Source organism: Paenibacillus mesophilus (genome assembly GCF_005938385.1).
GTDB classification, from domain to species: Bacteria; Bacillota; Bacilli; order Paenibacillales; family NBRC-103111; genus Paenibacillus_AB; species Paenibacillus_AB mesophilus.
Map to the genome: position 1 here is coordinate 188,206 of NZ_VCRA01000004.1, position 17,721 is coordinate 205,926.

Annotated in this window: 20 protein-coding genes; 12 read left to right on the forward strand and 8 right to left on the reverse strand. The window is 56.7% G+C overall.

The features are described from left to right. The 4 genes from FE783_RS38205 to FE783_RS08465 form a co-directional block, all read left to right on the forward strand. Positions 1–386: c-type cytochrome (locus FE783_RS38205; RefSeq protein ID WP_238402944.1), on the forward strand; the 386-nt coding region annotated here is incomplete at its 5' end. A gap of 140 nt (positions 387–526) precedes the next feature. Then, entirely contained in the window at positions 527–1,108 is a 582-nt protein-coding gene (mnmM, locus tag FE783_RS08455; protein WP_138878919.1) for a tRNA 5-(aminomethyl)-2-thiouridylate-methyltransferase MnmM, read from the forward strand. Positions 1,109–1,155: 47 nt separating this feature from the next. Then, entirely contained in the window at positions 1,156–2,121 is a 966-nt protein-coding gene (locus FE783_RS08460) for a type I phosphomannose isomerase catalytic subunit (RefSeq protein ID WP_138878920.1), read from the forward strand. Positions 2,122–2,176: 55 nt separating this feature from the next. Beyond that, complete coding sequence (locus FE783_RS08465) at positions 2,177–2,941, forward strand: sulfite exporter TauE/SafE family protein (protein ID WP_138878921.1); 765 nt, start codon at positions 2,177–2,179, stop codon at positions 2,939–2,941. 138 nt (positions 2,942–3,079) lie between these two features. Here the strand turns inward: FE783_RS08465 and FE783_RS08470 are convergent, their stop codons facing one another. Then, entirely contained in the window at positions 3,080–4,129 is a 1,050-nt protein-coding gene (locus FE783_RS08470; protein ID WP_138878922.1) for an ATP-binding protein, read from the reverse strand. A gap of 262 nt (positions 4,130–4,391) precedes the next feature. On the opposite strand from FE783_RS08470, the gene FE783_RS08475 reads away from it, so the two are divergent. From FE783_RS08475 to FE783_RS08485, 3 genes are all read left to right on the forward strand, one after another. After that, complete coding sequence (locus tag FE783_RS08475; protein ID WP_138878923.1) at positions 4,392–5,594, forward strand: glycoside hydrolase family protein; 1,203 nt, start codon at positions 4,392–4,394, stop codon at positions 5,592–5,594. Between the two features lie 62 nt (positions 5,595–5,656). Continuing rightward, complete coding sequence (gene lepB, locus FE783_RS08480; protein WP_138878924.1) at positions 5,657–6,178, forward strand: signal peptidase I; 522 nt, start codon at positions 5,657–5,659, stop codon at positions 6,176–6,178. 156 nt (positions 6,179–6,334) lie between these two features. Beyond that, entirely contained in the window at positions 6,335–7,603 is a 1,269-nt protein-coding gene (locus tag FE783_RS08485; RefSeq protein WP_138878925.1) for a DegT/DnrJ/EryC1/StrS family aminotransferase, read from the forward strand. 78 nt (positions 7,604–7,681) lie between these two features. Here FE783_RS08485 and FE783_RS08490 read toward each other — a convergent pair whose 3' ends face one another. Next, on the reverse strand, positions 7,682–8,083 hold the full coding sequence (locus tag FE783_RS08490; protein ID WP_138878926.1) for a DoxX family protein: 402 nt from the start codon (positions 8,081–8,083) through the stop codon (positions 7,682–7,684). A 131-nt stretch (positions 8,084–8,214) separates the two neighbouring features. Here FE783_RS08490 and FE783_RS08495 point away from each other — a divergent pair, with 131 nt between their 5' ends. Beyond that, entirely contained in the window at positions 8,215–8,541 is a 327-nt protein-coding gene (locus FE783_RS08495) for a winged helix-turn-helix transcriptional regulator (protein WP_138878927.1), read from the forward strand. Positions 8,542–8,629: 88 nt separating this feature from the next. On the opposite strand, the gene FE783_RS08500 is transcribed toward FE783_RS08495, so the two are convergent. After that, positions 8,630–10,384, reverse strand: coding sequence for a methyl-accepting chemotaxis protein (locus FE783_RS08500; RefSeq protein ID WP_138878928.1), 1,755 nt, complete (start codon positions 10,382–10,384; stop codon positions 8,630–8,632). A gap of 198 nt (positions 10,385–10,582) precedes the next feature. Between FE783_RS08500 and FE783_RS08505 the strand changes: the two genes are divergently transcribed. Beyond that, a complete protein-coding gene (locus tag FE783_RS08505) occupies positions 10,583–10,828 on the forward strand; it encodes a hypothetical protein (protein WP_138878929.1) in 246 nt (81 codons plus the stop codon). 46 nt (positions 10,829–10,874) lie between these two features. Here FE783_RS08505 and yyaC read toward each other — a convergent pair whose 3' ends face one another. After that, a complete protein-coding gene (gene yyaC, locus FE783_RS08510; protein WP_138878930.1) occupies positions 10,875–11,387 on the reverse strand; it encodes a spore protease YyaC in 513 nt (170 codons plus the stop codon). A 138-nt stretch (positions 11,388–11,525) separates the two neighbouring features. Here yyaC and FE783_RS08515 point away from each other — a divergent pair, with 138 nt between their 5' ends. Next, complete coding sequence (locus tag FE783_RS08515; RefSeq protein WP_138878931.1) at positions 11,526–12,695, forward strand: glycosyltransferase family 2 protein; 1,170 nt, start codon at positions 11,526–11,528, stop codon at positions 12,693–12,695. A gap of 64 nt (positions 12,696–12,759) precedes the next feature. Here FE783_RS08515 and FE783_RS08520 read toward each other — a convergent pair whose 3' ends face one another. After that, a complete protein-coding gene (locus FE783_RS08520; protein ID WP_338015831.1) occupies positions 12,760–12,990 on the reverse strand; it encodes a DUF1128 domain-containing protein in 231 nt (76 codons plus the stop codon). 323 nt (positions 12,991–13,313) lie between these two features. On the opposite strand from FE783_RS08520, the gene FE783_RS37440 reads away from it, so the two are divergent. Beyond that, positions 13,314–13,487, forward strand: a complete 174-nt coding sequence (locus FE783_RS37440) for a hypothetical protein (RefSeq protein WP_158301683.1) — start codon at positions 13,314–13,316, stop codon at positions 13,485–13,487. 5 nt (positions 13,488–13,492) lie between these two features. On the opposite strand, the gene FE783_RS08525 is transcribed toward FE783_RS37440, so the two are convergent. Then, a complete protein-coding gene (locus tag FE783_RS08525) occupies positions 13,493–14,704 on the reverse strand; it encodes a glycerate kinase (RefSeq protein WP_238402945.1) in 1,212 nt (403 codons plus the stop codon). Between the two features lie 17 nt (positions 14,705–14,721). Then, positions 14,722–15,684, reverse strand: coding sequence for a D-2-hydroxyacid dehydrogenase (locus FE783_RS08530; RefSeq protein WP_138878932.1), 963 nt, complete (start codon positions 15,682–15,684; stop codon positions 14,722–14,724). Positions 15,685–15,863: 179 nt separating this feature from the next. Here FE783_RS08530 and FE783_RS08535 point away from each other — a divergent pair, with 179 nt between their 5' ends. Then, positions 15,864–16,574, forward strand: coding sequence for a DNA alkylation repair protein (locus tag FE783_RS08535; protein ID WP_138878933.1), 711 nt, complete (start codon positions 15,864–15,866; stop codon positions 16,572–16,574). Between the two features lie 23 nt (positions 16,575–16,597). On the opposite strand, the gene map is transcribed toward FE783_RS08535, so the two are convergent. Beyond that, the gene (gene map / locus FE783_RS08540; RefSeq protein ID WP_138878934.1) at positions 16,598–17,362 is read right to left on the reverse strand and encodes a type I methionyl aminopeptidase; all 765 of its coding nucleotides are present in this window, start codon (positions 17,360–17,362) and stop codon (positions 16,598–16,600) included. Positions 17,363–17,721: the final 359 nt, after the last annotated feature.

Here is a 17,721-nt window from a genome sequence, read left to right on the forward strand (position 1 = left end):
CTGCTTCCACCCCGGCTCCGGCTGCTTCCACCCCGGCTCCGGCTGCTTCCACCCCGGCTCCGGCTGCTTCCACCCCGGCTCCGGCTGCTTCCACCCCGGCTCCGGCTGCTTCCACCCCGGCTCCGGCTGCTTCCACCCCGGCTCCGGCCGCCACAACCGCCTCCGTGAAAGCCGAGGAAATTTACAAGAACAACTGCATGTCCTGCCACGGCGGCAACCTCGAAGGCAAGCCGGGTCCGAACTTGCAGAAGATCGGCGCGAGCAAGACGAAAGATCAGATCATGACGCAAATCACCAAAGGCGGCACCAGAATGCCCGGCTTCGAGAAAAAGATCGAAGCGGCGGACATCGAGACGTTATCCGCTTGGCTGGCCGACAAAAAATGACGGAATACGCGAACGTCTTCCATAACGTTCGCTCCTCCCGCCCTCTTTTCCTTCCGGAAAAGGGGGCGCTTGTGTTATGAGGGCGGATATGGTATGGTTTTCGCTGATTTTACCCTAACCCTTAAGGAGCGGCGCAATAGATGGGATTTATATCCGTGCTAAGCTTCGCCCACAGCTGCATAGGAGAACGGCTTCAGCCCGGAGACGTCGCGATCGACGCCACTGCCGGCACCGGAGCGGACACGGCCTTTCTATGCACGGCGGTCGGAGCCAAAGGCACCGTATACGCCTTCGATATTCAACAGGAGGCGCTCGATCGGGCGGCCGAACGCGTCGGCCGCGGGCAGGAGGCCCGGGGGCGTCTCCATCTGCTTCTCGAGAGCCATGCGAACATGCGGCAGGCGGTACCGTCCTCCGATCACGGACGCGTATCCGCGGTCATGTTCAACCTCGGGTATTTGCCGGGCGGCGACAAGCGGGTCATCACCCGTCCCGAGTCGACTTTGCCCGCGCTTGACGCGGCTCTTTCCTTGCTGAAGCCGGGCGGTATCGCGACCGTCGTGCTGTACCCCGGACACGAAGGCGGGCGCGAGGAAGCGGAGCGCGTCGAACAATGGGCGGAATCGCTTCCCGAAGAACATTACCAAGCTATCGTCTACCGCTTCAAAAACCGGAGCAACAACCCGCCCTATGTCATTGCGGTGGAAAAAAGAAAGGTGTAGAGTAGAACCATGCGCGATACTAACGAAAGCGAGGCACGATGACAAGCATGAAACCTTATCCACTGAAATTCAAGCCGGAAATGAAAGAACGGGTTTGGGGCGGACGGGCGCTCGAGCAGTTCGGTCTGGAGCTCCCGGACGGCCCGATAGGAGAAGGCTGGATGATAGGAGATCATCCGAACGGCACGACTAAGGTCGTCAACGGCGAGCTGGCCGGCATGGGGCTCGATGAAGTGCGCGCTGCGTACGGCAAGACGATGTTCGGCACGAAAGGCAATTCCGAACAAAACGGCCGTTTTCCGTTGTTGATCAAACTGCTCGATTGCAATGACGATTTGTCCGTACAAGTGCATCCCGGCAACGATTACGCGGGGCTCCCCGAAGGAGAGCTCGGCAAAACCGAGATGTGGTACGTGCTCGACGCCAAGCCGGGGGCCAAAATCATCTACGGGCTCCAAGCTGGCATTGACCGTGAATCGTTCGCGCAAGGAATTGCGGACAACCGCATTATGGATTGCCTACAGGAGGTGGAAGTAAAGGCGGGGGATTCGTTCTACATTCCGGCCGGAACGGTGCATGCGCTGTGTGCCGGGGTGCTTGTGGCGGAAATTCAGCAAAATTCCGATACGACGTACCGTCTGTACGATTATGACCGGCTCGGACTGGACGGCAAGCCGCGCGAGCTTCATATCGAAGACTCGCTGAACGTGACCGCCTACAAAGGCAGCGGAGCGACCCGGATGACGACGGACGTCGGCGTTCCGAACGTTTGGCTGCGTCTGGCCTCCTCGCCTTATTTCATCGTCGAGAAAGGCGTCGCGGACGGTTCATGGGAGCTCGCAACCTCTCCGGAAAGCTTCACGATCATCGTCGTATGCGAAGGCACGGGTACGCTTGACTGGGCCGACGGCACCATCCCGCTCGAACGGGGCAATTGCTTCCTGCTGCCCGCCGATTTGGGCGCCTACTCGTTGAACGGCCGGCTGACCGTATTGCGCAGCTATTTGCCTTAACTTAAGAACGAAGCGAATAAACGGGCCCACTTGCCCGCACGGGAGCGATAACGCTGTGGATCATCCATCCATTGAAATGATTTTCTTCTTAGTTTCCATTGGCTTTGTCGCCTCATTCGTCGATTCCGTCGTAGGCGGGGGCGGCTTGATTTCCGTTCCCGCTCTTCTGTCGACCGGCCTGCCCCCGGCCATCGCACTCGGCACGAACAAGCTGGGCGGCACGATTTCTTCGCTGACAAGCTCGATCTCGTTTTTGCTATCCGGCAAAATGGATGTCAAGCTCGTGAAGAAATGGTTTCCGTTATCGCTGCTCGGATCGGTGGCCGGCGCCTATACGGTCCGGCTGATTCCCCCCGACTTTCTGAAGCCGCTGGTCATTATCCTCCTGATTGCGGTAACCTTGTATACGCTGTTCGGCAAAAAGCGCGCAGTCCGTCCGACCGCTCCGCAACTGACCGGGAAAATCATCGCGGCGGGAGCCGTCGTGGCCCTGCTGCTCGGCTACTACGACGGATTTTTCGGTCCGGGCACCGGTTCCTTCCTGCTGTTCGCCTTCTTGCTGCTCGGCTTCGATTTCGTCAAAGCGGCGGGCAACGCCAAGGCGCTCAATCTAGCCAGCAATGTCGGCAGTCTCATCACGTTTGCGCTTATGGGCAACGTGAATCTGTATTACGGAATTCCGATGGGAATCTCCATGATCGTGGGCGCGCTAATCGGCTCGCGAGTGGCGATCCGCAAAGGAGCGGGCTACGTCAAACCTTTATTTATCGCCGTTACGACGATCTTGATCGGCAAACAAATTTGGGACATGCTCCTTTAGTTCCCCTAGAAGTGAAGATTTGCTTCGCAGCTTATTCCTATTACTTCTGGGGGAGCCCCCCTGTAAGAAGCTGAACTCCCATCATTTCCAAACAATGAAGAAAAAGGCTGCCGCGTCCGCGACAGCCTCTTCATTTTCTTATTCTCCGGGAACCCGCGGAAGCATAATGCGAACTTCCGTCCCCGCCTTGTCTCCCGACAGCTCGTAATGGCCCCCCATTTTTTGCAGCACCACTTCGCAAAAGTTCAAACCGAGTCCGATCGAATCTTCCTTGGTCGTAAAAAACGGATCTTTGACCAGCTTCATCATATCGGCCGCAATGCCGGGTCCGGAATCCCGAATCGTAATCATCGACGCTTTGTCGGACATATGCACCGACAGCCGGACGCCTCCGCCGATACCGTTCGAAGCTTCGAACGCGTTTTTGATGAACTCGTTCAACACTTCGCGCAAGTAGTGGGGGTCGATCAGCAGTTGACCGTCTTCGGACGGAAACTCGCACACGAGCGGCACGCCTTTTTTGATCGCTTCCTTCTGCAGGTTCGGAACGTATGACTCCAAAAATGACGATATCAGAACCGGGCGAAGATCGAGATGGAACGGTTTGCCCAAATGCAGCCATCGTTGGACGTAATTGTTGATCTCCGTCACCTGGTGATTCGCCAGCGTGATGTAGTGCCCTACGCTCTGAGAGACGAGATGATCGGACAAATGACTGGAGGCGAGATTCGTCTTCAGCGTCGTTTCGATCAGCTGCAGGCTCCCGCGCACGACCGCCAGCGGATTCAGGATACTGTTGGCCGTACCGGCCGCCATTTCTCCGATCAGTTTGCGCTTCTCGTTCGCGAGCTTCATTTCGTAGAAGTGGATTAGGCCGGAAATATCGAACAGCGCCGTATGATAAATCGGTCCGCATTCCGCTTCCTGCCTGTAGCAGTATAGCATGAGCTGTAGCCTGCGGTCCCCCGCCATCTCGTCGATAACGACACCGGCTATGTCTTGCTGTTGTTGAATGGCCAAGGATACGACCTTGCGCAGCTGCGAAGCTTCCGGCAGCTCGTCTCCTTCGCCGATTCCGTACATCATTTTGAATTTCGCATTTACGGATATCAGTCTCAATAATTCGTCGATCGTTGCGAGGCAGAAATCAATATCCGGCGATTCTGTGATGAAGTCGATACCACTCATTCACCCAACGTCCTTTGGCTTCTTGCTGGATCGGTCCCGGACAGCACCGGCTGACCGCCGCAACGGAAGCGCGTGCAGCCGTATCCCTTATCCGCGGAAGACCGTGATAACGCAAGGGAAACGAAAAACGATCGCTGTGCTCCTCCGATTTCGAGTGTACCATGAGGAGCGGTAAAGAAAAAGCTATTTCCGTTCGCGCTTCTCGTTCGGTATAATGGAATCAGGAAGAAAATGGACCGACTGACGAGAGGAGCTTCCCACCATGAATCCGCTGCATAATGCCGTCTGGCTCTACCTCGGCTCCGAAGCCAGAAACGCCGAAGAAATCGCCGCTCTTGCCGACTGGTGCGAACGGAACCGGGTCGGTAAAGTGATCGTGTACCTGAGCATGGACGGCCGGCGCAACGAATCGGTCATCGATCGGGTCGCCATGCTGACCGAAGCGTGCGCAAGCCGGAATATCGAGGTCCACGGCATGGTATCGACGCTTATTCAACGCGCCGACGACCGGAGCAGTCTGATACTCCAGGACAAAGACTGCTACTGCGTTGACGCCCATGGCATCTCCACTTTCGAAGAGCCGATTACCGGCAAAGGCTTCGTGCTCGATCCGCGCCATCCCGAGGTGATCCGCACCGTTCCGGCCAAATGCGCCGAGCTGCTTCGCACGTTTCCCGGGTTATCCGGCATTCATCTGGACTTCATCCGGTATTATCATTATGAAAGCCGGCTCGAGATCGACACGAAAAGCGCCGGGCATTGGATCGGTTTGCCGAAGGCCGGACAGCCGATACGGCTGGAGACGGCCGACGGAATCCGCACGACCTATTTCATCGAGCAAGCGAGCAACGTGTACAACGATCCGCCGATCGGGGACAAGCTTGTGCTTGCCCGCTCGTACCGGTATTGCTTCTGTGACGATTGCTTATCCGGCTTCGAGCGGCACAGCGGGCTGGCCATCCCCGGAACGTTGGACGATACTGCCGGCAAGGCAAGATGGCTGCTGGAGCGGCATCCGGCCGAGTGGGCGGAATACCGCGCTTCCATCGTCACGGATCTCGTAGGCTCGATCCGTGAGGCGATACGCGAGGAACGTCCCGACGCGTCGTTGTCGGCGGCAATATGGTATAATGCCCCTTACGGGAATGAGCTGCGCGGAGAACCGTTCCTTCCGGACAGCGAGTACGAATGCTTCGGCCAGAAATGGTGGGAATGGGTCGAACGCGGATACGTCGATTTCGTATGTCCGATGGACTATTGGATGAAACCGGGCAGCTTCGGAGGAATCGTCGACGGACAAATCCGCAAATCGGACGGTCGCGTTCCGGTATACGCCGGGTTATTGAAAACTTCCGAATTCGAAATCGACCGGAACGGTTACGAAGAATACGCCCGGCTCGCGGAAGCGGGCGGAGCTGCGGGAATTTGCTTCTTTCATTACGGCTCCTGGAAGCAGCTGCTCTAGAAGCACGGCGCAGCATAATTAATATTTTCATTTTGTACGGGTTGGAAGGAGGTCCTCCATAGATGCAGCGCGTGAAAACCGTTTTGAAGGAATGGGTACCGCCGCTTGCCATAGCCATCATCCTCAGCCTGCTGATCCAGACGTACGTGGCCCAGGCGGTCAAAGTGCCGAGCGGCTCGATGGAGCCGAACATCAACATCAACGACAGACTCGTTATGGAGAAAATGCTCAAGTTCACCACTTTCGAGCACGGCGATATTGTCGTCTTCAATCATGCGGCAGAGAACAAGGATGAAGTTCGATACGTCAAAAGATTGATCGGCCTTCCGGGAGATACGATCGAGGTCAAAGATGGGGTACTGCACCGGAACGGCGAGGCGGTGGACGAGCCTTACCTGAAAGCGAAAATGAACTATACGCTGGAGCGGGTTACCGTTCCGGACAACAAATATTTCTTCTTGGGCGACAACCGTAACAACAGCTACGACGCTCACCTGTGGCCGAACCGGTATGTAGACAAAAGCGAACTCGTGGGCAAGGTGCTTTTCCGCTTTTATCCATTCAACGATGTAGGGCCGTTGTGAACGCAACGGTTCTTTTTTTATACCAGCATGATTTACCGACAATATTAAGTAATGAAAACGATGGCGGAATCTGTTACAATATAGTTACAGGTTAGATACATGTAATACAATCCTTATTCCGTCATTCTCATCATTCAGAAAGAGAAGGTGAACTCTATGAGCAAATTGGCCATCGATGGCGGTACTCCGGTCCGCAGCCGGCCTCTGCCGCCGAACTATCCCGGCGCTCTCGTGTACGGCAAAGAAGAAGCCGATTTTACTTCCAAAGTGATATACGCGCAATCCCCTTTCCGTTATTACGGACCCGATATGCAAAGCGCCGTGGAATCGCTGGAAAATGCGATGACCCGCGATTTCAACGTACCTTATGCGCTGGCCGTCACATCCGGAACCGCTGCGCTTGTCGTGGCCATGAAGGCGCTTGGGATCGGGTATGGCGACAAGGTCATCGTACCGGCGAATACGTTCCTCGCTACAGCCGGTGCAGTCGTATGCAGCAATGCTGTTCCCGTCTACTGCGACGTGGACGAAAGTCTGAATATCGATCCGACCGATTTGGAACGGGTGTATGACGAGGATGTGAAAGCGGTCATCGTCGTGCCGATTCTCGGCAATCCGGTCGACCTCGATCCGATACTCGCTTTCGCCAAAACGAAAAATATCGCCGTGATCGAAGATATGGCCCAGTCGTGCGGCGTCCGCTACAAGGGCCGTTATGCCGGCACGATCGGCGATATCGGCACGTACAGCTTCCAGATGAACAAGATCATCACATCCGGCGAAGGCGGCGCCGTTGTCACGCACGACGTCAAGCTTATGGAGCGGGCGATCCGTTATCACGATCAAGGCATATTGCGCCACCGGGCCAGATATGGCATAGACTCTCCCGATGAGCAGAACGCATTCTCCGGGCAAAATTACCGGATGAGCGAACTCGCCGGAGCGGTCATGCTGGAGCAATGGAAGAAGCTGCCCGCGATCGTAGGCAACATGAAGAAGCATCACGACCGTATTGCGGCGGCGCTTCAAGCCGAAATCCCCGGCATCCGATTCCGGGCTTGCCCCGACACGGAAGGACATATCGGCTCGAACCTGGGCATCATTTTCCCGACGGCGGAAGCGACGACCCTCTTCAATAAAGCGCTTAATGCGGAGAACGTGCAAGCCCATGTGCTGTACGGCGGCAAGCCGGTGTACATGAACCCGTCGCTGTATCATCAGCGCACGGCGGAGAAGGACAATTTTCCGTACAACTATCCGTTCAAGCGGCCGGTCGTCATTACGGAACATATGTGCCCCCGCGCGGTAGACTTGATTCCGCGAACGACCTATATCCCCATTTCGCCGGTTCTAACCGACGATGACGCCGCCGATATTATCGAATCGGTCTTGAAGGTGCACCGCAGTTTGCAAGTTGTGGTGTGAAGCTGCAAAAACGACGAAAAGCCATCGCGGCTCTCGCGACGGCTTTTCGTATTCGGAAGGATGCGGTTGAAGTACGAATCAAGAAAACAATTGATAGTCCAGCGAGTAAGTGCCTGCACCGGCCATGGCGACGGCTACCGCTATCGCGATCAGCGCTACGTTGTACTCAATGCCGTTCGAAGTGACCCAATAGCCGTTGCGGCCGTGCACTTTGACGATCGCAACCAGCATCGTGATGACGATAAAGGCGGCGGCTACCGGCGTGAACAAACCCGCCGCGAACATGAGCCCTCCGGCAAGCTCGAGCAGGCCGGCGATCAGTGCCATCAATACACCCGGACGAATGCCGATCGAATCCAGGAAGCCTCCCGTCCCCTTCAGTCCGTAACCCCCGAACCAGCCGAAAAGCTTCTGGGCGCCGTGTCCCGCAAACGTAAGTCCGATCACCAAACGAACAAGCAGCAAAGCCGAGCTTAACATACAAAAAACCTCCATTAATTAAATTTTGTTTGTTACTTATTTTTTGTAAGTTAAGAATACAAGGTAAGGCTTACTTTTGTCAAGTAACTATGTTAAAATATTTGTAGCGAAAGTTTTAGGAGATGATTCATATGGAACACGCGGACCATAAAATGCACCTGTGTCCCAAATTCGAGACGGCGTTCGAGCTGCTCGGCAAACGTTGGACCGGTCTGATTATCCAAGTTCTGATGGACGGTCCCAAGCGTTTCAAAGATATATCGTCGATGATTCCGGATATGAGCGACCGGATGCTGACCGAACGGTTCAAGGAACTGGAGCAGGCCGGGATCGTAGTCCGCAACGTATATCCGGAGATGCCGATCCGCATCGAGTACGAGCTGACCGAGAAAGGAAAGGCGCTCCGTCCCGTCATGGATGCGGTTCAAAGCTGGGGAGACCACTGGATTACAAAATGAAGACCCGATCCGGCGGAAAACGAATAAGGACATATCCATATGCGCCTCACGTTGGGCATTGGACATGTCCTTATTTTCATTTCCGCGTCTACACGCGGAATTTCGTGACCGACTGCTGCAGCCGTTCGGCCAGACGGCTCATCCGCTCGGCTTGATCGGCCAACTGCTCCATCGTCGCAAGCTGCTCCTCGGTGGAGGCGGATATCGTCTGAGTTCCTTCCGCGCCCATCGCGGTTATTCGCGACATTTCCTGAAGCGAGGCGGATATTTCCTCGGAGCTGGCCGACATTTGTTCGGCCGCGGAGGAAGCCTCCTGGATTTGCTCGACTACGCTGCGGGTTGCCTCCAAAATGCTTTTGAACGACTCTCCCGATTCCCTCGTCATCTCCGCACCGTCCCGGACTTCCCGCTCTCCTTCCGCCATAGCTTGAACGGCATAGCCGATATCCGTCTGGATCGCCGCAACGAGCCGAATGACTTCCTGCGCGGACGATTCCGATTGGACCGCCAGCTTCTTCACTTCCCCGGCCACGACGGCGAAGCCGCGTCCCTGTTCCCCGGCCCGGGCCGCTTCGATGGAGGCGTTCAAGGCGAGCAGACTCGTACTCGAAGCGATGTTCGTAATAACCTCGACGATATCCCCGACCTCTCTCGAGCGCTGGTCCAGCTTCTGGATAATAGAGGACAGATCGGCTACGGTCCGGCTAACGCGATTCATCTGCTCTACCGATTTCTGGATGTTGCCGTAGCCGGCCTCGGCCGCCTTGGACGTTCTCAGCGAGGCATCGAAAGCATTGGACGACGTTTCCGCGATTCTGCCGATGCCGGATGCCATCTCCTCCATCGCCCGCGAGCTTTCCGTCGTCGATTGCGCCTGCGTATCCATGCCCGTGGCGATTTGCTGTACGGACGATACGATGTCCCGCGAAGCTTTCGTCGTCTCGTCAATCGAAACGGAGAGATTCCGCGAGGAGGACAACACCTGTTCCGCTCCGTCCTGCACCTGCACGACGAGCTTCTTCAGATGTTCGTTCATGACGTTGAAATCGGCAGCGAGCTGCCCGATCTCGTCGCGATTGCGCACATCGAGCCCCGCCGAGGTAAGATCGCCTTCGGCGATGCGTTTCGTCCGTTCCGCTACGATAACGATCGGCTTGGAAATATGCCGGGCGAACAACCAAATGACGACGGCTCCCGCCGCCATGCATACGGCCAGCGTCACGATCAGATTGGATAGAATGCGCTTCTGTCCGCCGTTATAATCCTGCATGTACGAGCCGGCGGCCACGATCCAGCCCCATTTCGGATCGAGCTCGGCGTACGATATTTTCATCGCTTCCTTCGTCGAATTCGGCAGAGGCCAGTTATAATAAGTGTTTCCTCCGCCCGCTTGCGCCTTCTTCACCATATCCTGTATGTAATAATATCCGTTGCTTGTCTTCTTCTCCCAAATGTTCTGCCCTTCGAGGCTCGGGTGGGCAAGCAAAGTTCCCGTCGAATCCAGTACGAAGAAATACCCGTTCACGCCGATGTCGATTCTCGGGTTGATCGAGCGCTTCCCCTCTTTGTCCTTCTCGCCGAGCAGCATCACTCTGACTTGCTCCTTCGCCTCTTCGAGCGGCATTCGTCCGCTCTTGACGGAAGCGTCCATCAATTCGATCATCTCGATCGTCATTCGCACGTTGCTCTCCAGCTTGCTCTCGATCAATTTGTCCGACTCCGTCTTCGATACGCTGTAGCTGACGATACCGACGATCAGCGTAGGCAAGGCGAGCAAAAACAATGATACGGCAATCATTTTCTGCTGAATTTTCCAGCTTTTCCGTTGTCCGGCAGGCTTCATCCCTGTCCTCTCCCCTATTCTCTGTCTGGAACGTTCTTCCACTATATTTCGTCATCTTATCGCATATTCCTTTCATTTACAACATTGTTACATTCGAGTGTGCCCGGCATGCATAAATTGCGATTGTTGCCGAATACTACATGTACAGGCTTCCGATTCAGGAGCTATCCCTTCACGTTTCCGGAGGTGCCCCCGCTAATGAAATACAAAGCTACGCTGATTATGACGCTGTTCGGCTGTGCGCTGTGCTTATTCAATTACTCGGGTCTCGATCCGGACAATATTTATTTGTTTATGTTCAGCGTGCCTGTGTGGCTGATCGAAAGCGTCAGCGATATTCATTACTACAACATATTCGCCGTCTATTTCCTGACTATCGCTTCTTACGCCCTGTTCGGCGCGATCGGCGACTACTTCCGTTTAAGAAGAAGAGCCCGTTCCTGATCGGAAACGTCCGTTTCCGCCGGAAGGGCTCTTCTGGCTTTCTCGCTTAAATCGGAAATACGGTCCGAACGGCGGCGGCGATTTCCCGCGCCATCGTCAGTACCCGGTGAAGAGATGTGCTTTGCAAAATCCAATATTGCTTCGGTCCGTCCGCATTGACAATCGCCGCGATCGAATAACGGCCTACGGGAGGAAGCTTTCTGCCTACGGATTTACCGGGCTCAAGCGGATGATTGGCCACTTGGAACAAGCCGATCGATGTAGGGAGTCCGAGGCATGCATCGATCGCGACGGCGATTTTTCCGTCCGGAATTTCGGTCAGCCGACGTTCCAGATTGCTGGCATCGCAAGGGGTATCCAAAGTCCCGATCACCTGCCCGTATCCGGCCTCTCGCAGCAGCGTCCCGACAAGCGGCCCGAGAGCGTCCCCCGTAGACCGGTCGGTGCCGATACAGACGAACACGATATCTTCCACCGATATCCCTTGATCCCGGATGGATTTGAAAAACTCGGGAAGTCGGTCACCTTTCACTTTTTGCCGAACCGGTTCAAGCCCCATTACACCCCTCCTTCCCTTATCTCGTATCGCCTCGCCGATGTCATGACCGTATGGTACAATATAGTCGCTTAAGCACTATCACGTTACAACCTACCGTGATAGTTCCTTAATACGCACTCTGTTCATAAGGAGAACACCATGCGACTGCTCGACGCTTTAGCTACTCTTACGCTGCTATACTGGCTTATCGCCCTTAATTCGGCCCTGCCCGGCCTTAAATTGCTTCGGCCGCTTCCCCGTTCGTCGGATACAGGGAGCGATACCCCTCTCGTATCCGTCATTATAGCCGCGAAGGAAGAGGAGGCCTCCATCGCGGACACCGTGCGCCATCTGCTGGCCCAGGACTATCCCCGCATGGAAATCGTCGCCGTGAACGACCGTTCGCTGGACGGAACGGGCAAACGTCTGGACGAGCTGAAACGATGGTCCGAGCAGCGCCCGTCAACCCGCATACCGCTTCAGGTCGTGCACGTCACAACGCTTCCCGACGGCTGGCTCGGCAAAAATCATGCGTTATATCAAGGCTATTTGCAAGCCAAAGGGAAATATTTGCTGTTCACCGATGCGGACGTACGCTTCCATACGTCGACGATCCGGGATGCGGTCGAATACATCCGATCATCCGGAGCCGATCATTTGACGCTTGCCCCCATGATGGTCGCCAAACGTTACTGGCTGCGCGCCTTCGTTCAATATTTCATGTTCTCGCTGTTCCTGTTCTTGCGTCTGTGGCGCGCCAACGATGACCGGCAGCATCGCTTCGGCACCGGCATCGGGGCGTTCAATATGATTACCCGCAAAGCGTATGAGGCGATCGGCACCCACCGGGCGTTCGCGATGCGGCCCGACGACGATTTGCGTCTCGGTATGCTCGTCAAGAAAGCCCGCTTCAGGCAGCGTCTGCTTATCGGCAAAAACCACCTGGAGGTCGAATGGTACCCGTCTCTCCGGGAAGCGGTAAAAGGGCTGGAGAAAAATATGTTTTCCGGCTTCGGCTACCGTCTCCCGCTGGCGATCGGCGCCGTGATCGGACAAGTGCTGGCCTTTTTCGGACCGTTCGCCGGACTGCTGCTGCTGCCGCGGTGGAGCGGCTTCGCCTACGCCTGCAGCGCGGCCATTATGACCGTGCTTTATGTAGCCAGTACCCGGCGCCTGTCCCGTCATTCGGGTAGCGACGCCGTCGCGCTCCCCGTATCCGTCTGGATCCTCATCCTCGTGCTGTCGCGCTCCGTCTATTTGACGCTTCGCCGCGGAGGCATATATTGGCGCGGGACGTTTTACCCCTTGTCTCGGCTGCGGGACAAATAAATGAAAAAAGGAGGAAGGCGGGAACGCCTTCCTTGTCACGGTACTGCCTAAGTTGGTCTTCGAATTACTTTTTCAGCAGCCTCAGCTCTTCGCACAGCGCCTCGATTTCACGGATGCTGAAATGCTGCTTATTCATCACGACGTCATACATATCGCGCAAGTCTTCATACTTATCGAGATCGAAATGGTCCGGCTTGATCGACTGGGCCGCCACGACCTTCAGCTTCCCCTTGATTCCATCCACCATGAACGCCACATTATCCTCGGACTTGACGGTTAAATCCATCGATTCCATCCCTTTCTCCGGTTAGGATTCTTTACGGAACAACGTACCTGCTCTTTGATGACCGGATTTACCGACCACAAAGTCCCGGCTGTCAGTCAGGGCGGAAATTCCGTTAAAGTTCCTTAGCGTTTTTAACGATTGTACCATGTCGATCCGGGAATGCCCAGCTTTCACGACGAATCCATGCGCAATTTTCGGCGGCAGCGTTCGACCTCCAGTCCGGCCGGCGCCCATTTGCCTCGGGCATCCGTATATTCGACCACTCCGATGCGCACAGTATTACGTGTACGCACTCTTGAGGCGATATATACCGGAAAAGGAGCGAAAAAACGATGGAAAACAAAACGCATACCGGCAATTATCGAGGAACGGCCCATATGAAAGCGGAAAATCAGGACATGGCGTTCGTCAACGACATCGTTGAGAAAGAGCCGTCCGAACAAACCGTCCGCGGTGAAAAATCGGGCAAATCGGCAACCCATACGGAATTGGAAAAATTCGATTAATCCGGTTATCGGATCGGGCTCTGCCTTCCCATCCCCGCCCGATATAGCCTGACGATGTTCTCGGCCGCTTCCGCGAGCAGCGTATCGGCGCCCCGCATCGCCTCGTCCAGCGTCATCGGCCGGTTGGCGATACTGAATAAGGCCGCGATACCGTGCTCGTACAAGGCTTCCGAGCCTTCGCCAAGACCGCCGGACAAGCATACGACGGGCACGCCCGCACGGCCTGCCGCATCAGCAATGCCGGCAGGCACCTTACCGAAAGCAGTCTGCCCGTCGGTGCGTCCTTCGCCGGTAATGACGAGGCTGGCCCCTTCAGCCGCACGCTCGAAACCGGCCAGCTCCATGATGACGCGGATGCCCGGCTTCAGCTCGGCGTTGCAGAACGCAAGCAAGCCCGCTCCGAGTCCTCCGGCCGCACCCGCGCCCGGCACGTCGCGCACCAGCCGCCCGTTATGGGCGGCTATTCGCTCTGCGTAATGGGCCAGCCCGCTATCGAGCTTGTCCACCATCTCCGGCGTCGCTCCCTTCTGAGGTCCGTAAACGGCCGAAGCGCCTTCCGGTCCGCACAGCGGATTCGTAACGTCGCTCAGCACCGTAACTTCGGCTCCGGCGAGCCGCGGGTCGATGCCGGCCGCATCGATCGATGCAACGGAGGCGAGCAGACGGCCGCAGCCGTGCCCGGCTATTTCCCGGCCGTTCTCGTCGAGGAAGCGCACGCCGAGCGCCTGCGCCATTCCCATGCCTCCGTCATTCGTGGCGCTGCCGCCGAGTCCGATCAAGATCCTCGTCGCTCCCCGTCCCAATGCGTCGCGAATCAACTGTCCCGTCCCGTACGTCGTTGCCGCCATAGGGTCGCGCGCATCCGCCGCCAACAACGGCAAGCCGGAGGCGGCCGCCATCTCGATGACCGCTGTGCGTCCGTCATGAAGGACGCCGTATGCCGCTTTCACCGGCTCGCCGAGCGGACCGGCTACCGTCACAACGAGCCTCTCGCCGCCGGCCGCCGCAAGCACTGCGTCAACCGTACCTTCCCCGCCGTCCGCCATCGGCACGATCGTTACTTCCGCTCCGGAAACCGCCTTCATGACACCGGAACGGATCGCTTCCGCCGCTTCCACCGACGACAAACTGCCTTTAAACGAATCGGGCGCAACAACGACGCGAAAGCCGGAATCCGTCTTTCCACCGTTTGCTCCGATGTTGTCCATCCCGCTCATCCCAGCTTCCTCCCTTCTCATCCGATTCGATTCACTACATTAGCGGGCCTTCCGGCCAGAAATGCTTCCACATTCCTTGCCGCCATCTCCATCAGCCTAGCGCGCGCTTCGCCCGAAGCCCAGCCGATGTGCGGCGTAATGACGCAGTTTCGGGCAGACAACAGCGGGTTGTCGGCCGCCGGTGGCTCCGAGCACAGCACGTCCAATCCGGCTCCGGCTATCGCGCCCGAATTCAAAGCGTCGGCAAGCTCCTGCTCCCGGACGAGCTTGCCCCGTCCCGTATTGATCAGGAAAGCGTTCGGCTTCATTAGCGACAACGTTTCCGCCCGGATCAACCCTTCCGTCTCCGGCGTTAACGGACAATGCAGCGTAACGACATCGGCTTCCGCAAACAACCGCTCGAGAGGAACCAAGCCGACGCCTTCGGTTGCGGGCTTCTTGCCGCTGCGGTTCGTCGCGATTACGTTCATTCCGAATGCTTGTCCGATCGCGGCTACCTGCTCGCCGATGCCGCCGATTCCAACGATGCCGAGCGTCTTGCCGGCCAGCTCCACGAGCGGCGTCTTCCAGAAGCTGAAATCCGGGCTTGTCGCCCAAGCCCCGCCCCGGACCGCTTCGTCGTGCAGACCGACACGATGGCACAGCTCCAGCAGCAGCGAGAATACGAGCTGGGCGACCGAGGCGGAGCTGTATGCGGGCACATTCGTTACCGGGATGCCCCGCTTGGCCGCTTCGGCCGTATCGACAACATCATAGCCGGTGGCCAGCACCCCGATATAGGAGAGCTTCGGCAGGCGACCAAACACCTCGGCCCTCACAGGCGTTTTGTTCGTTAAAATAACGTCCGCGTCTATCGCCCGCTCCACAATCAATTCCGGCGGCGTTCTATCGTAAACCGTCAAATTCCCGAGACTCTCGAGCCTCGTCCAGCTCAAATCGCCCGGATTGAGCGTATACCCGTCCAACACTACGATATTCATTCATGATCCCCTCACCTTCTGATCTGTATAGCTGCATTTTAACTCAACCCCGCTTTCGGCGCCAATATTTCCTTGGCGAGCCACTTGCGCGGCATCCGCCGGCATGCATACAATTGATAAGATGAATGTTTCACGTCGTTAATTATGAATAGCAGGAAAATTGGAAAAGGGGGCCCATGATGAACGAGTGGATTTCCGACCTGCAAGCCCGATTCGCGGCCGTCACCGATCGGAAGGAAGCCACTGTGATGAAGGCGTACATGCGCGGACAGTTCGAATTTGCGGGGATCAAATCGCCGCTTCGCACAGCGATCGTCAGAGAATGGTTGTCAGGCCGTGGGGACGTGCCCGCCGCGCTGCTTGAAGAAACGGTACGCGGGCTATGGGAGCTGCCCGAACGCGAGTATACTTATGCTGCCTTGGATTTGCTGGCCAAGCAGGCGAAACGGTTGAACGAACGGCACCTCGAGCTGCTCGAAACACTCGTCGTGACAAATTCATGGTGGGACACGGTCGACGCTCTCGCCGCAAGCCTGATCGGCCCGCTCCTCCTCCGACACCCGCAGCTTGCCCCGGTTCATGCGGAGAAATGGATCGCCTCGGACAACATATGGCTGCAGCGAACCGCCCTGCTGTTTCAATTGAAATACAAACGGAGCACCGACCCCGATCGGCTGTTCGACTATATCCGCCGGACGGCGGACTCCCGGGAATTTTTCATTCGGAAAGCGATCGGCTGGGCGCTGCGGGAATATTCGAAAACCGATGCCGAGGCGGTCATCCGGTTCGTGGAGCTTGCGCCGCTGTCCCCTCTGAGCCGGCGCGAGGCGCTCAAATGGTTGGACCGGCAGTCCCCCGGGCATAGCCGCGGAAAAGAACGGACAACCTAGGTAGACCGGCGGTTCCCTCCCGCCTATGAGTACAGTCTTGGAGTAAGCGCCGTCAATATAAGCGGACCGTCCCGGGTTATGGCAACCGTATGCTCGTATTGGGCCGACCTTTTGCCGTCTACGGCCCTTGCGGTCCAGCCGTCGGATTCGATCTTCACCTTCGGTTTGCCGGCCGTCAAGATCGGCTCGATCGTGATGACCATCCCTTCCTCCAGCCGGATGCCTTTACCCGGCTTGCCCGTATGCCGGACAGGCGGCCATTCGTGAATGGAGCTGCCGATGCCGTGTCCGGTAAAATCGGAAAGCACCGCGTAGCCTTTGGCGGACGCAACTCGCTGGATCGCGTGCGCGATGTCGCCGATCCGGCTTCCGGGAACCGCTTGGGCGATTCCGGCGTACAAACATCTTTTGGCGGTCCGCATCAGCCGCAGAGACGACGCCGATACGCTGCCCGCGGCAAACGTCCAGGCCGAGTCGGCCAGCCAGCCGTCGCGGTTCACTACCATATCGACGGTAACGATATCCCCGTCGCGAAGCCGATCCCGGCTTGGCATGCCGTGGCAGGCGACATCATTGACGGAGGCGCAAGTGGCGTAAGGATAGCCCCGGTATCCTTTCTGTTCCGGAGTCGCCCCGCGCTCGGCCAGAAATTTCTCGACGAAGCCGTCTATCTCGAGCGTGGACACGCCGGGACGTATATATGTTTTCAACGCCTCTCTGCAGGAGGCGAGTATGGAGCCGGCCCTTGCCATGCGGGCGATTTGCTCCGGTGTTTTCCAGTCCGTCATTTTTTTCCTCCTGAGAGCTTTGCTTTAGCAAAGCTGACTTCGTAAGCATACTCTGAGCTTTGCGTAAGCAAAGCTGACTTCGTAAGCATACTCTGAGCTTTGCGTAAGCAAAGCTGGCTTCGTAAGCGTTACTGAGCTTTGCGTAAGCAAAGCTGGCTTCGTAAGCGTTACTGAGCTTTGCGTAAGCAAAGCTGACTTCGTAAGCATACTCTGAGCTCTGCGTAAGCAAAGCTGGCTTCGTAAGCGTTACTGAGCTTTGCGTGAGCAAAGCCCGCATTCTTCTAGGCAACCGCACCGTTTTGAAGTATACTCAATTAGAACTTTCGGCGTACATAAGCTTCATTTTCCTACGGAAAGGT